The sequence below is a fragment of the Salegentibacter lacus genome, assembly GCF_020164555.1.
Classification (GTDB): domain Bacteria; phylum Bacteroidota; class Bacteroidia; order Flavobacteriales; family Flavobacteriaceae; genus Salegentibacter; species Salegentibacter lacus.
This window is the reverse complement of the sequence record NZ_JAIQZB010000008.1, coordinates 15,104-28,139: the sequence shown is the minus strand read 5'-3', so window position 1 is coordinate 28,139 and position 13,036 is coordinate 15,104. Positions and strand designations below refer to the sequence as shown.

Sequence of the window (13,036 nt, the reverse complement as noted above, 5' to 3'; positions counted from 1 at the left end):
TCTCGATAAATATAGTTATTTATCATTAACGATAGAAATTAAATCGACAAGACGACTGGAATACCCGATTTCATTATCGTACCAACCAATAATCTTAATTAATTTTCCACCTATTACCGAGGTCATTTGTGAGTCAAATATACAAGAATGCGGATTGTTATTAATGTCAATAGATACTATAGGATCTTCGGTATAACTAAGAATTCCTTTTAAAGAAGTTTCTGAGGCTTGCTTAAAAATTACATTTATTTCTTCAATATTGGTTTCCTTGCTCACATTTAGTGTCATATCTGTAAGAGAACCATTGGGAACGGGAACTCTTATCCCGCAGCCACCAATTACGTCGCTAATATCAGGGAAGATACCGGTTAGGGCTTTTGCTGCTCCTGTGGTGGTAGGAATTATAGATTGCGCTGCCGCACGGCTTCTTCTTAGGTCACGATGTGGTTTGTCGTGCAGACTTTGGTCTGAAGTATAGGAGTGTATTGTCGTTATATAAGCCTGCTCTACTTTAAAATTCTCGTGAATAAGTTTCAGCATTGGGGCGGCGTTATTTGTGGTACAGCTGGCATTGGAAATTATTTCCTCACTGCCGTCAAGAATATGCTCATTTACTCCCAGCACCACCATTTTAATCTGTTCATCTTCCGGTGGAACCGATAAAATCACTTTTTTCGCTCCGTTTTCAATATGATGCTGAAGATCTTTTGAAGTCTTAAATTTTCCGGTAGCTTCTATTACTGTGTCAACTTCGTATTTACTCCAATCTATATCTTGTGGATGAGCAACGTTTAGTAATGGAACTGAATTGCCATTTACAATAATACTATTCCCTTCTGAAGAGATTTGAGCTGTGGAAACGCCGTGAATACTATCGTATTTTAGTAAATGCGCAAGGGTTTTAGCATCAGCCAGGTCGTTTATTGCAACAACATTAATGCTTTCATTTTCGATTAAAAGTCTAAAGAGACTACGCCCAATACGGCCAAAACCGTTTATGGCAATATTGATGCTTTTATTCATTTAATAAAGGAAAACTTAGTCGATGTGTTTGTGAGCTTTATAAGAAGAACGAACAAGAGCGCTACTTTCTACATGACGAAATCCAAGATCAAGACCAATAGCCTCGTATTTCTTAAACTGGTCTGGCGTAATAAATTGCTTAACCGGTAAGTGCTTTTTACTGGGTTGCAAATATTGGCCAATAGTTACCACATCTACATTTACACTTCTAAGATCGTGCAGGGTTTGAATCACTTCATCTTCCTGCTCGCCAAGGCCAAGCATAATTCCAGATTTAGTTCTATTAATTCCCTGATCTTTTAGGTAACGAAGTACTTCAAGACTACGATCGTATTTAGCCTGAATTCTAACCTCACGTGTCAAACGCTTTACTGTTTCCATATTATGAGAAACCACTTCTGGCATAACTTCTATAATTCGGTCTAAGTTACGTTCATTTCCCTGAAAATCTGGAACTAGTGTTTCCAAAGTAGTTTCGGGGTTCATTCGGCGAATAGCTTTTACGGTTTCCGCCCAAATAATAGAGCCCATATCTTTAAGATCGTCCCGGTCTACACTGGTTACCACGGCGTGCTTAATGCCCATTATTTTAATAGAACGTGCTACTTTTTCGGGTTCGTCCCAGTCTACCGTTTCCGGGCGGCCGGTTTTTACACCGCAAAATCCGCAGGAACGTGTACAAACATTCCCCAAAATCATAAAGGTAGCGGTGCCTTCACTCCAACATTCTCCCATATTTGGGCAACTTCCCGAAGTACAAATGGTATGCAAATCATATTTGTCTACCAGGCTGCGAAGTTCGGTATATTTTTTACCAGTTGGGAGTTTTACCCTTAGCCATTTTGGTTTGGCTTTCGGCTTTTCTTTAACGGGGCTTATAGTGTCTGTACTCATAGCAAAATTCTAGGTTTCAAAGATACAATAATCTAATGAACTGCATAAATTAGAACGTTAAGTCGGTGATAACTTACACCGATTTTCGATCCTCAATAATTCCTGCAAGTAACTTTTTGGCTCTCAGGAGTTTTACTTTTACATTATTCATAGGTTCATCCAAACACTCGGCGATTTCTTTATAAGATTTCTCCTGAAAATATCTAAGATTGATCACCTCCTGGTAATGTGGCTTCAGTTGTTTAATATCGGTAAGGAGTTGCGCTAAATGCTGTTCGCTAATTAATTTGTCTTCAATAGTAGGGGTTTCATCGGCAATACGATGTACTTTTTCATTTTGATCTGAAGTTGTTTGAGACCTGATAGAAGACTTTTGCTTCCGAATCATATCTACGTGAATATTCTTTGAAATCGCAATAAGCCAGGTGCTAAAAGAATAATCTTCATCAAAAGTATGGATCTTATTAAAAGCTTTGGAAAAAGTTTGAATGGTAATATCTTCAGATTCGTAAGCGTTACCGGTTTTTTTTAGCTGAAAACCGTAAACATTATCCCAAAAAGTATCAAGCAAATAATTAAAAGCTGACTGACTCCCTTTTTTGGCAGCTTTAATTTTGGTAAGTAGCAATTCCTGATTTATTTCCAATGCGTAGGTTTTGAAACGCTGTTTGCTATAAATATGCCAAATTGGGTGAATATTAAAAATACTTCTAAAAACGGAAATAACCAAACTACATCGGTCTCCTGAAGTTTTTTAGCCGATTTAGCGTAGACAATCGCCTGTACCAACAATACAAGTCCCGCTACACCTAAAACAAGTTGCCATTGAAATTGAAGTACGAGTAAAACTAACAATAAGATCCAGAAAAAGAATCGCGAAGTATAAAATAAGCCCAGCAAAACTTTGTCTTTTGTTTTATAAAAACCGGCTACTGAAGCGTGCCTTCTTTTTTGTTGAAACCAGGATTTCAAATCGGTCTTAGGAACACTTCGCGTGCTGGCTTCGGGGTGATGACAGATAAAAGTGTTGTACTCGTTTCCTCCTTCATTTACAAAAAGATCATCGTCCCCCGAACGCAGATGCAAATGATTTGCAAATCCTTTTTGATCGTAAAATTGTTTAGAAGTGTAGGCAAGATTCCTGCCCACGCCCATATACGGATTTCCTAATTTTGCATAAGAAAAATACTGAATAGCCGTAAGCAAGGTTTCAAAGCGAATAAGTTTGTTAAGTAAAGACTTGCTGTTTTTAAAATAACCGCCATAACCTAATACGATACTTTTTTCTTCCTGAAACCCAGCAGCCATATGGGTAATCCAATTTTGGCTTTGCGGAGCGCAGTCGGCATCGGTGAAAATTAAATAAGGATTCTGAGCTTTTTTAATTCCTAAGGTAAGAGCATACTTTTTATTAGCCCAAAAAGCTTCATTATTTTGTACATCTACCAGTTTTATCCTACCATCGAGGGCCTGAAAATCCTCTATAACTTCTAAAGTTTCATCTTGCGAAGCATCATTGATAATTATTACTTCAAAATAGGGATAATCCTGATCCAGGATAGGAGGAAGAAAGTTTTTAAGGTTTTCAGCTTCGTTTTTAGCACAAACAATAACCGAAACCGGCAAGTTCATTTTACCGGGATTTTTTGTTTTATCACTTGCGAATGCGAAAAAGGCCAAATAATAGGCCAGAATGATTAAGGAAAATAAAAAGAAAAATCCCAGTAGAATTGTTGCCATTTAGTCTAATTAGCCTTCTTTTCTCCAGAACAATCAGACATTTCATCGGGTAATTTCCCGCAGAAACTACAGGCTTCACCTTCTTTGTTTAAAAATGGACTTTGGCTGGCGCAGGTTCCCGCAAATTTACCGTCTTTCTTTCCCCATATTTTGATGGCGATTCCGGCAAAAGCCAGTCCTAAAAGTAAAATTGTTATTAATAATAATTGCATAGCTGTATTTTTTACTAAAACCTTTTTTCTAGATCAAGGTTTTTATTTAAATAATTCCCGAAAACATCGGGTATATTATTACTACTGCAAAAATAACAATAAAATGACGTTTGGGAAAATTACGGAGTATATTAGTATAAGCTTTACATACTTTAACTAAAATTTAATCGTAAAAGCCTCAAAATGTCGATATTAGACTCTAAATTAGATTGCTTAAACCACTAAAACTAAATTTATGAAATCTAAATTTTTATTAATACTATTGGCAGTTTTTGCATTCAGTTTTACTTCTTGTGAGGATAATAAGAAAAAAGAAGAAGAGAAAGCTCAAATGGAGCAGGAGGAAGCAGAGCGTCAGGCCGAAATGGAAGCTGAGAAAGAGCGTATGGAAATGGAATCTAACAGTATTGCAGCTAAAGCAATGGCGACCGATTCTTTAAGTACTTTGGTTAGCGCACTAAAAAGTGCAGAATTAGCCACTTCTTTTACTGAAGATGAAGGTCCTTTTACTGTTTTTGCACCTACAAACAGTGCTTTTGAAAAAGTTGATAAAGCTACATTAGACGAATTAATGAAGAGTGAAAATAAAGATCAATTAGCCGGGGTATTGAAATATCACGTAGTAGATAAAGAAATTACCGCTTCAGATCTAAGTCAAATGATAGAAGACGGAGACGGTGAGGTAACTTTCGCTACAATGGAAGGTGCAGAGCTTACCGCTATGATGGACGGTGAGAACATTGTTCTTAAAGATGGAAATGGAAATACAGCGACCATTATCGCTACAGATATTGAAGCTTCTAATGGTATGGTACACCTTATTGATGGTGTAGTGATGAAGAAAGCTTCATAAAACAACAATAATTATAGAGTATTGGAAACCCGTCAATTCTGTGACGGGTTTTTTATGCAAATATTCAACCAAAAAAGCTTCATTTTCCCTAAAGAAAATGAAGCTCTCCTCGTAAAAAGACAATGAAGTCTTTTCAGATTCAATATTTCCTACGCTAGGATTATCCAGATCAGGTTTTTGCGGGTATTTCTCAGCCTAAGCACCCCGATATTGATTTTATAAATATAAGAATATTTTATGGGTTATAATGCTAATATTAAGCCAATTATAATATTTTTTTAAATTCAAAAGTTAAATAAATTCTTATTGGAATTAGATAACATTTACTTCCGGTTCGAGTTGTATGCCGTATTTCTTATAGATCTTATCCTGAATTTCTTTGGAAAGTGCTAAAATCTCCTGTCCGGTTGCATTTCCATAATTCACGAGAACCAATGCCTGATTTTTATGTACTCCCGCGTCTCCTTGTCGGTAACCTTTTAAACCGGCCTGGTCTATAAGCCAGCCTGCAGGAATTTTAATGTTATTTGCCTGCAAAGCATAAAAAGGCATTTCAGGAAATTGTTTTTGTAGTTTTTTGAATTCAGTTTCCTTAATAACCGGATTTTTAAAAAAACTACCGCTGTTTCCCAGTTCCCTTGGATCTGGTAATTTCTGTTGACGGATACTTATAACCGCATCAGAAACATTTTTAACCGTTGGCTTTTCAATATTATGTCTGTCCAGTTCTTCCTGGATCGCACCATAGGAAGTGCTTAACTGGTGATCTTTTTTACTGAGCCTGAAATTTACAGAGGTAATAATATATTCTCCTTTCAGTTTATTCTTAAAAACAGAATTTCTGTAATCAAATTCGCATTGTTCGGCGCTAAAGGTGTCCACTTCTAGCGTTTGAATGCGCATAGCTTCGCAAGATTCAAAACTGTCTTTTAGTTCAACGCCATAGGCACCTATATTTTGAACCGGTGCTGTGCCAACATTACCCGGAATTAAGGAAAGGTTTTCAAGCCCGCCGTAGCCCTTTTCAATACAATATAAAACAAATTGGTGCCAGTTTTCGCCGGCACCAACTTTTAAAACTACATCATCACGGCTTTCAGAAATAAGTTCAATTCCTTTTAAGCCAATATGAATAACGGTTTTATCTATATCTTGTGTAAGAAGCATATTGCTGCCGCCCCCCAAAACAAAAATTTCGGAAGCATAGGTTTGCTGCAAAACATCACGTAATTCTCCAGTAGAGTGCACCGAAACAAATTTCCTGGCTGTTACATCTACTCCAAAAGTATTGTATTCTTTCAACGAAAAATTTTCAGCAACCTGCATAGCCTATTTGTTGTATTCTTCCAGGGCTATTTTAAGAATTTCTATGGCTCTTTCCAGGTTTTCTTTTTTCAAAACATAAGCAATTCGCACCTGGTTCATTCCGGTATTTGGAGTAGAGTAGAATCCGGCAGCGGGAGCAACCATTACAGTTTCCTTGTTGAATTCAAAATCTTCCAGTAACCACTGGGCAAATTTATCGGCATTTTCTACAGGTAGTTCAGCGATACAGTAAAACGCACCTTTTGGTTTCGCTACTTTTACGCCTGGAATTCTTTCCAAACCTTCAATTAAAAGGTTTCTTCTTTCGGTATATTCTTTATTTACTTCCTCAAAATATTCATCTGGGGTATCTAAAGCAGCTTCTGCAGCTATTTGTGCAAATGTAGGCGGACTTAATCTTGCCTGTGCGAATTTCATCGCGGCCGTCATTACTTCCTTATTCTTGGAAACCAGGCATCCAATTCTTGCGCCACACATACTGTAACGCTTGGAAACAGAATCTACCATAATAGCGTTTTGTTCCAGGCCGGGAATACTCATAATAGAATGATGTTTTACACCATCGTAAGCAAATTCGCGGTATACTTCATCGGCAACAATAAACAGGTCGTGTTTTATCGCTAAATCTGCAAGCTGCTGAATTTCTTCGCGCGTATATAAATAACCGGTTGGATTTCCCGGGTTACAAAGTAAAATCGCTTTGGTTTTATCGGTAATTAATTTTTCAAATTCTGAAATTTCCGGAAGTGAAAAATTATCTTCAATAGATCCTTTAATAGGAACAATTTGAACTCCCGAAGCCGTTGCGAAGCCATTATAATTAGCATAAAAAGGCTCCGGAATTATCACTTCGTCTCCCGGGTCGGTAATACTTCCCATAGCAAATAACAAAGCTTCAGAACCTCCAGTGGTGATGATAATATCTTCAGCATCTACCGGGATATCATTCTTGCGATAATATTTAGCCAGTTTGATTCTATACGATTCAAAACCTGCAGAATGGCTGTAAGAGAGCACATCGATATTGTTGTTTTTTACCGCGTCTAGAGCTGCTTTTGGCGTTTCAATATCTGGTTGCCCAATATTTAATTGGTATATTTTTTTTCCTTTTTTTACTGCTGCTTCAGCAAAAGGAACTAATTTTCTTATTGGAGATTCGGGCATATTGCGCCCTTTGTTTGAAATACTTGGCATGAGATTGTTTTTAATAAGTGCAAAAATGCAAAATTCCTGTAAGATTCTAAGCCTATTTTTGGTTATAATTGGCTAAACCTGTATATGCATTCCTTAAGTTAAAATTCTAAAATTTAAGGCGTAAAAAAACCGTTTGAAAATTCTATTTACATCAAGCTGAACTTGTTTCAACTTCTAATATATTAGATCCTGAAACAAGTTCAGGATGACGTTTATACAGACTTTTCAAACGGCCATTCTTAATTCTTCATCTTAAAAATTAACGGCTGGTATCGTCTTCGATAACTCTTCCTTTAATTTTAAGCGATTTTGTAGCTTCGTCAGCATTAGAATAAACAGTAACCGTTTTTCTAATTGGCCCCACAAGTTTGGTGTTGTATTTCACCTGAATTTCACCGGTTTCGCCCGGTTGAATAGGTTCTTCAGGCTTTTTAGGGATAGTACACCCGCAACTTGAAGTCACATTGGCAATCACCAATGGAGCGTTTCCGGTATTAGTAAATTCAAAAATCCTAATTCCGTCACTTCCTTTTTTTATTTCGCCATAATCGATAGTTTCACTCTTGAATTCTATTTTGGCTGTTTCCTGTGCCATTGCAGTACCTAAACCGGCAACAACAAAAATGGCAATAGCGATTAATTTTTTCATAATTTCTGGTTTTTAATAACGAAAGGTAAAGATAAGCTGAAATGATGTACACTCAAAATTATATTCAAATCAACTTCTTTTATAATCCTTAAGTTATATTTACTTTTGCCTTTATTTTCAAAAACCAGACCAATATGGCGATTGCTTCCCAATACGATTCAAAAAAAGTAGAAGATAAATGGTATAACTACTGGATGGAAAACAAGTATTTTCATTCAGAAGTAGATGAGAGAGAGCCTTACACCATTGTGATTCCGCCGCCAAACGTGACCGGTGTTTTGCATATGGGGCATATGTTGAATAATACTATTCAAGATGTCCTGGTGAGAAGAGCCAGGTTAAAAGGCTATAATGCCTGCTGGGTACCGGGAACCGATCACGCTTCTATTGCAACTGAAGCAAAAGTAGTAGCAAAATTAAAGGCTGAAGGAATTGATAAAAACGATCTTAGCCGTGAGGAATTTCTACAACACGCCTGGGATTGGACACATAAACATGGCGGAATTATCCTGGAGCAGTTAAAAAAGCTAGGCGCTTCCTGTGACTGGGATCGTACGAAGTTTACGATGGATGAAAACATGTCAGCTTCCGTGATTAAGGTTTTTGTTGATTTATATGAAAAAGGCCTTATCTACCGTGGCTACCGAATGGTAAATTGGGATCCTGTAGCAAAAACCACGCTTTCTGATGAAGAGGTGATTCACCTGGAAAAACAAGGAAATCTTTATTACCTGAATTATAAGATAGAAGGTAGTGATGAGGTTTTAACCATCGCAACTACACGTCCCGAAACTATTCTGGGAGATACGGCAATTTGTATTAATCCCAATGATGAGCGTTTTACGCATTTAAAAGGTAAGAATGCAATTGTGCCTATTTGCAATCGCGTGATTCCAATTATCGAAGACGAATATGTAGATGTGGAGTTTGGTACCGGTTGTTTAAAAGTAACCCCGGCTCATGATGAGAACGATAAAATGCTTGGAGATAAGCATAACCTGGAGGTAATTGATATCCTTAATGATGATGCCAGCCTTAATGCCCATGGAATGCACTATGAAGGTAAAGACAGGTTTCAGGCCAGGAAAGAAATTGTAGAAGAATTAAAAGAAATGGGTGTGCTTACCAAAACTGAAGAGCACATTAATAAGGTAGGAACCAGTGAACGTACCGGTGCGGTTATAGAACCAAAACTTAGCGATCAATGGTTTTTAAAGATGAAAGAGCTGGCTAAACCGGCAATTGATGCGGTGGTTGGTGACGAAATAAACCTGGTGCCAGATAAATTTCTGAATACCTATAAGCACTGGATGGAAAATGTGCGCGACTGGAATATTTCGCGTCAGCTACTTTGGGGACAGCAGATTCCTGCTTATTTCTTCGGAAGCGGAAAAGAGGATTTTGTAGTTGCTGAAACTGCAGAAGAAGCATTGGAAAAAGCCCGTAAGAAATCCGGTAATGAAAGTCTTAAGGCTGAAGAATTAATTCAGGATAAAGATGCGCTGGATACCTGGTTCTCGTCATGGTTATGGCCAATGAGTGTTTTCAACGGTATCCTGGAGCCGGAAAATGAAGAAATTAAATATTATTATCCTACCAACGATCTTGTTACCGCCCCCGAAATTTTATTTTTCTGGGTAGCACGTATGATTATGGCCGGGTATGAATATCGAGGTGAAAGACCTTTTAAAAATGTATATCTCACCGGTATTGTTCGTGATAAGCAGCGTAGGAAAATGTCTAAATCCCTGGGGAACTCACCAGATCCTCTGGGGTTAATTGAGCAGTATGGCGCCGATGGTGTTCGGGTAGGAATGTTATTAAGTTCTCCCGCTGGAAACGATTTAATGTTCGAGGAAGACCTCTGTAAGCAGGGGAGTGCTTTTTCAAATAAAATTTGGAACGCTTTCAGACTAGTTAAAGGTTGGGAGGTTTCCGAAGAAAAAGAACAAGACGAAACTTCTAAAATCGCTATAGACTGGTATACGGCGAGATTTAGAAAAACTCTTGCTGAAATTGAAGATCATTACTCTAAATACCGAATGAGTGATGCTTTAATGAGTACTTATAAGCTGGTTTGGGACGATTACTGTTCCTGGTTTCTCGAAATGGTGAAACCCGCTTACGGGCAGCCTATGGATTCCAAAACCTACAAGGCTGTAATTGAAATCTTAGAGGATAATCTAAAGATTCTTCATCCATTTATGCCTTTTGTAACCGAAGAGATTTGGCAGGAAATTACCGAAAGAAAAGCATCTGAAGCTTTAATTATCGCAAAATGGCCTGAACTTAAAGATTTCAATGAGGGAATAATAAGTGAATTTGGTTTGGCTTCAGAAGTTATTGCGGGAATTAGAAAAATAAGGAAAGAAAAGAATATTTCATTCAAAAACACCATAGATCTTATGGTGATGAATAATGAAAAGGCATCAGAATTATTTGATCCTGTAATTTTGAAAATGGGAAATATAGATGCTTTTAGCTATGTAGATAAGCAGGTGGAAGGCGCACTTTCCTTCCGTGTAAAATCTAACGAATATTTTATTCCAATTGCCGGTTCTATAGATGTGGATGCTGAAATTGAAAAACTGGAAGAAGAATTAAAATATAATGAAGGTTTCTTAAAATCTGTAGAGAAAAAGCTTTCTAACGAGCGTTTTGTAAATAATGCACCGGAAAAAGTGGTTGCTATAGAAAAAGCTAAAAAGGCTGATGCTGAAGCAAAAATAGAAGCGATTAAAGCAAGTTTAGAAAGTTTGAAATAAATTAAAAGGGGATATTTTGGCGGAGTAACTAAGTATTTACTTCGCCAATATGTTTTTCTACAAGTTCTACATATTTTTCGCGAGCTTCCTGCTTGCTTAGATCTTTCACCTGTAATAAAGCGTTTATTTTAAAGGCATTTCTAAGATCGCCCTCGTTGGTAGGTGGAATGTAAAATCCGTTTACCTGGGTGGCTTTTTTGTAATAGGCGTAGAAATGAAGCATGACATCTGGCGCAAATTTTTGATTGGTTTTGCTTGCCATGTCATAGGCTTTTAAAAATTTTTCATCTGTTGTTTCAAGCATAACGTATTGCTTATTCTTCAATTTTGGCTATTACACTTAGCCCGCCTTTTACTTTCTGGTTAAGTTTAACCGAAATTGGTGTGTGTAAGGGTAAGAATACATCTACCCTGGAACCGAATTTTATAAATCCGCTGTCACTACCCTGAATTACATCATTGCCAACTTCAGCATAGTTAACAATCCTTTTCGCCATTGCCCCGGCAATTTGTCTGTATAAAATTTCACCGGCAATATCGTTTGCTACTACCACGGTTGTTCTTTCGTTCTCTTCACTGGACTTTGGATGCCAGGCAACCAAAAATTTCCCAGGATGATATTTACTGTATTTTACTTTCCCTCCCACAGGATGTCTGGTTACGTGTACATTTATGGGTGACATAAAAATAGAAACCTGAAGCCGTTTGTCTTTAAAGTATTCTTTTTCTTCAACTTCTTCTATCGCGACAACTTTACCATCTACCGGAGCTACCACAGTGGCATCGTTTAAATCAGTTTTCCGTTTAGGATTTCTAAAGAACTGGATGACCAATAAAAATAATATTATCGTCAACACCAGGATAGTAAATTTTATCCAGTATGTATTTATTAACGAATATGAAACTGCGTTTATTGCGATAAACAGCAAAGCTGCCAACGCCATAATTTTATAACCTTCTTTATGAAACATAATCTAGAATATAGAGATAAGCATATACAAATGGGCTCGAAAAAATAATACTGTCTAATCTATCAAACAATCCGCCGTGACCCGGCATTAAACTTCCGCTGTCTTTTACACCGGCTTGTCGTTTAAATTTTGATTGAATAAGATCGCCCAATGTACCAAAAATACTAAGTATTATAGCCATTCCCAGCCAGATTGGGAAGGTGAGGAATTGGGTGTAATAAAAAATAAAAAAACTGGCTACACCACTAAAAACAAGTCCGCCCAGGAAACCTTCTACAGTTTTATTAGGGGAAATGCGTTCAAAGAGCTTTTTATTTCCAAAATTTTTACCAACAATATAAGCAAAAGTATCGTTTGTCCAAATTAGGATAAATATTCCTACCACAAGTTTTGGTATAAATACGCCTTCTATGGTAGGAATAAGCGTTAAAAAAATAACCGATGAGATAAGGTAGAATATTATAATGATGTACTTTTTCTTTTCAAAAACCGGGATTTTTCTAACCACCAGTAAATCTTTTACTAGAAATAAGTTTACAAAAATGGTTGTGAAAAGAAGCAGGATGGTGGCATCCTGATTGAATTTTAAATAACTAAAGAGATAAAAAAGTAAAGCCTGAACTGCATAAAGCGCATAACTTTTTAAATGCAGCAATTTTTGCATCTCAACAAGACAAACGAGTCCTAAAAGATAAAATAAACTGATGAAAATTAATTCTGAAGAAAGTATAGAGGCCACCAATATGGATACGTACAACAATCCTGAAATAGTTCTAATAATTGCTTCCCTCATGTGTTATAAATCTTCCAGCAGGAGCAAATATAGGTTTTTTGTACTACTTCCATAGCTCATAAAATCTCCTTCTTTTTGAGTTTCAAAATTTTTGATGGTAGTGATATTAGAAGGAATTCGCTGTTTGTTTCTAAATTTAATGCCGCGAAGGCCTTCGCCAATAGTATCTATTAACTGGCTTGTAGAAGAAATAATAACAAAATTATCTGGTAAATCGTTGAGTTTACATTCTTTAATCTGGTTGGAGGAAATTAGGATAGATCCATCGTTGGAAACCAAATATTCACAGGTGGAAAGAAAGAATGGTGCAGCACCAGATCTGGTAAATGTAAGGTTGAAACCTTTAAATTTGTCCTGAAGATTGGGATCCAGACAAAAACATTCCTTTTCGTACCAATCGTTTTCAAGCAAAATATTATCAAAAGCTTCCTGCATTTCTTTATTGTCTTCACAATAGAGAAATTTTCCGCCGTTATTCTTAAAATTGAGCATGAAACGCTCATCTGTAGGTAGTTTTACCTCTGGCATGTATTTTCCCCGCTCAGCTTTTCCAGGAGATTCCTGCTGCTTGTCTGATTTAGATTTAGGGTTAAGAAATCTTCTAAATAGACTCATA

14 protein-coding genes and 1 riboswitch are annotated in these 13,036 nt (G+C 37.0%); of the genes, 2 read left to right on the top strand and 12 right to left on the bottom strand.

Annotation, left to right across the window (positions count from 1 at the left end; all coding sequences use genetic code 11):
• Positions 1 to 15: 15 nt before the first annotated feature.
• The 5 genes from gap to LB465_RS07820 form a co-directional block, all read right to left on the bottom strand.
• On the bottom strand, positions 16 to 1,023 hold the full coding sequence (gap, locus tag LB465_RS07840; protein WP_224468968.1) for a type I glyceraldehyde-3-phosphate dehydrogenase: 1,008 nt from the start codon (positions 1,021 to 1,023) through the stop codon (positions 16 to 18).
• A 15-nt stretch (positions 1,024 to 1,038) separates the two neighbouring features.
• Complete coding sequence (lipA, locus tag LB465_RS07835) at positions 1,039 to 1,917, bottom strand: lipoyl synthase (RefSeq protein ID WP_224468966.1); 879 nt, start codon at positions 1,915 to 1,917, stop codon at positions 1,039 to 1,041.
• A 73-nt stretch (positions 1,918 to 1,990) separates the two neighbouring features.
• Complete coding sequence (locus LB465_RS07830; RefSeq protein WP_224468963.1) at positions 1,991 to 2,563, bottom strand: RNA polymerase sigma factor; 573 nt, start codon at positions 2,561 to 2,563, stop codon at positions 1,991 to 1,993.
• Complete coding sequence (locus LB465_RS07825) at positions 2,554 to 3,657, bottom strand: glycosyltransferase (protein WP_224468961.1); 1,104 nt, start codon at positions 3,655 to 3,657, stop codon at positions 2,554 to 2,556. The genes LB465_RS07830 and LB465_RS07825 overlap by 10 nt, the downstream gene beginning before the upstream one ends.
• Before the next feature lie 5 nt (positions 3,658 to 3,662).
• On the bottom strand, positions 3,663 to 3,869 hold the full coding sequence (locus LB465_RS07820; RefSeq protein ID WP_224468959.1) for a membrane or secreted protein: 207 nt from the start codon (positions 3,867 to 3,869) through the stop codon (positions 3,663 to 3,665).
• Positions 3,870 to 4,104: 235 nt separating this feature from the next.
• Between LB465_RS07820 and LB465_RS07815 the strand changes: the two genes are divergently transcribed.
• Positions 4,105 to 4,722: a fasciclin domain-containing protein gene (locus LB465_RS07815; RefSeq protein ID WP_224468957.1), complete on the top strand. Its 618-nt coding sequence runs from the start codon at positions 4,105 to 4,107 to the stop codon at positions 4,720 to 4,722.
• A gap of 129 nt (positions 4,723 to 4,851) precedes the next feature.
• Positions 4,852 to 4,939: riboswitch (TPP riboswitch) on the bottom strand.
• Positions 4,940 to 5,034: 95 nt separating this feature from the next.
• Here LB465_RS07815 and murB read toward each other — a convergent pair.
• The 3 genes from murB to LB465_RS07800 all read right to left on the bottom strand — a co-directional run bounded on the left by murB (position 5,035) and on the right by LB465_RS07800 (position 7,891).
• Complete coding sequence (gene murB, locus LB465_RS07810; protein WP_224468955.1) at positions 5,035 to 6,048, bottom strand: UDP-N-acetylmuramate dehydrogenase; 1,014 nt, start codon at positions 6,046 to 6,048, stop codon at positions 5,035 to 5,037.
• 3 nt (positions 6,049 to 6,051) lie between these two features.
• Positions 6,052 to 7,242, bottom strand: coding sequence for a pyridoxal phosphate-dependent aminotransferase (locus tag LB465_RS07805; RefSeq protein ID WP_224468953.1), 1,191 nt, complete (start codon positions 7,240 to 7,242; stop codon positions 6,052 to 6,054).
• Between the two features lie 259 nt (positions 7,243 to 7,501).
• A complete protein-coding gene (locus LB465_RS07800; RefSeq protein WP_224468951.1) occupies positions 7,502 to 7,891 on the bottom strand; it encodes a DUF1573 domain-containing protein in 390 nt (129 codons plus the stop codon).
• A gap of 134 nt (positions 7,892 to 8,025) precedes the next feature.
• Here LB465_RS07800 and LB465_RS07795 point away from each other — a divergent pair, with 134 nt between their 5' ends.
• Positions 8,026 to 10,656 carry a valine--tRNA ligase gene (locus tag LB465_RS07795; protein ID WP_224468948.1) on the top strand — a complete coding sequence of 877 codons (2,631 nt, stop codon included), beginning with the start codon at positions 8,026 to 8,028 and terminating at the stop codon, positions 10,654 to 10,656.
• 28 nt (positions 10,657 to 10,684) lie between these two features.
• On the opposite strand, the gene LB465_RS07790 is transcribed toward LB465_RS07795, so the two are convergent.
• Genes LB465_RS07790 through LB465_RS07775 form a run of 4 tightly spaced genes read right to left on the bottom strand, consistent with a single transcriptional unit; the run spans position 10,685 to position 13,035 of the window.
• The gene (locus LB465_RS07790) at positions 10,685 to 10,960 is read right to left on the bottom strand and encodes an acyl-CoA-binding protein (protein ID WP_224468946.1); all 276 of its coding nucleotides are present in this window, start codon (positions 10,958 to 10,960) and stop codon (positions 10,685 to 10,687) included.
• 10 nt (positions 10,961 to 10,970) lie between these two features.
• The gene (locus tag LB465_RS07785) at positions 10,971 to 11,627 is read right to left on the bottom strand and encodes a phosphatidylserine decarboxylase family protein (protein WP_224468944.1); all 657 of its coding nucleotides are present in this window, start codon (positions 11,625 to 11,627) and stop codon (positions 10,971 to 10,973) included.
• Positions 11,617 to 12,420: a phosphatidate cytidylyltransferase gene (locus tag LB465_RS07780; RefSeq protein WP_224468941.1), complete on the bottom strand. Its 804-nt coding sequence runs from the start codon at positions 12,418 to 12,420 to the stop codon at positions 11,617 to 11,619. Before LB465_RS07780 ends, LB465_RS07785 begins: the two co-directional genes overlap by 11 nt.
• A gap of 3 nt (positions 12,421 to 12,423) precedes the next feature.
• On the bottom strand, positions 12,424 to 13,035 hold the full coding sequence (locus LB465_RS07775) for an LUD domain-containing protein (protein WP_224468938.1): 612 nt from the start codon (positions 13,033 to 13,035) through the stop codon (positions 12,424 to 12,426).
• Position 13,036: the final 1 nt, after the last annotated feature.

Bases quoted from the DNA above. Each gene is read 5' to 3' on its own strand.
- gap (WP_224468968.1), bottom strand. From the start codon at position 1,023: ATGAATAAAAGCATCAATATTGCCATAAACGGTTTTGGCCGTATTGGG.
- lipA (WP_224468966.1), bottom strand. From the start codon at position 1,917: ATGAGTACAGACACTATAAGCCCCGTTAAAGAAAAGCCGAAAGCCAAA.
- LB465_RS07825 (WP_224468961.1), bottom strand. From the start codon at position 3,657: ATGGCAACAATTCTACTGGGATTTTTCTTTTTATTTTCCTTAATCATT.
- LB465_RS07820 (WP_224468959.1), bottom strand. From the start codon at position 3,869: ATGCAATTATTATTAATAACAATTTTACTTTTAGGACTGGCTTTTGCC.
- LB465_RS07815 (WP_224468957.1), top strand. From the start codon at position 4,105: ATGAAATCTAAATTTTTATTAATACTATTGGCAGTTTTTGCATTCAGT.
- murB (WP_224468955.1), bottom strand. From the start codon at position 6,048: ATGCAGGTTGCTGAAAATTTTTCGTTGAAAGAATACAATACTTTTGGA.
- LB465_RS07805 (WP_224468953.1), bottom strand. From the start codon at position 7,242: ATGCCAAGTATTTCAAACAAAGGGCGCAATATGCCCGAATCTCCAATA.
- LB465_RS07800 (WP_224468951.1), bottom strand. From the start codon at position 7,891: ATGAAAAAATTAATCGCTATTGCCATTTTTGTTGTTGCCGGTTTAGGT.
- LB465_RS07795 (WP_224468948.1), top strand. From the start codon at position 8,026: ATGGCGATTGCTTCCCAATACGATTCAAAAAAAGTAGAAGATAAATGG.
- LB465_RS07790 (WP_224468946.1), bottom strand. From the start codon at position 10,960: ATGCTTGAAACAACAGATGAAAAATTTTTAAAAGCCTATGACATGGCA.
- LB465_RS07785 (WP_224468944.1), bottom strand. From the start codon at position 11,627: ATGTTTCATAAAGAAGGTTATAAAATTATGGCGTTGGCAGCTTTGCTG.
- LB465_RS07780 (WP_224468941.1), bottom strand. From the start codon at position 12,420: ATGAGGGAAGCAATTATTAGAACTATTTCAGGATTGTTGTACGTATCC.
- LB465_RS07775 (WP_224468938.1), bottom strand. From the start codon at position 13,035: ATGAGTCTATTTAGAAGATTTCTTAACCCTAAATCTAAATCAGACAAG.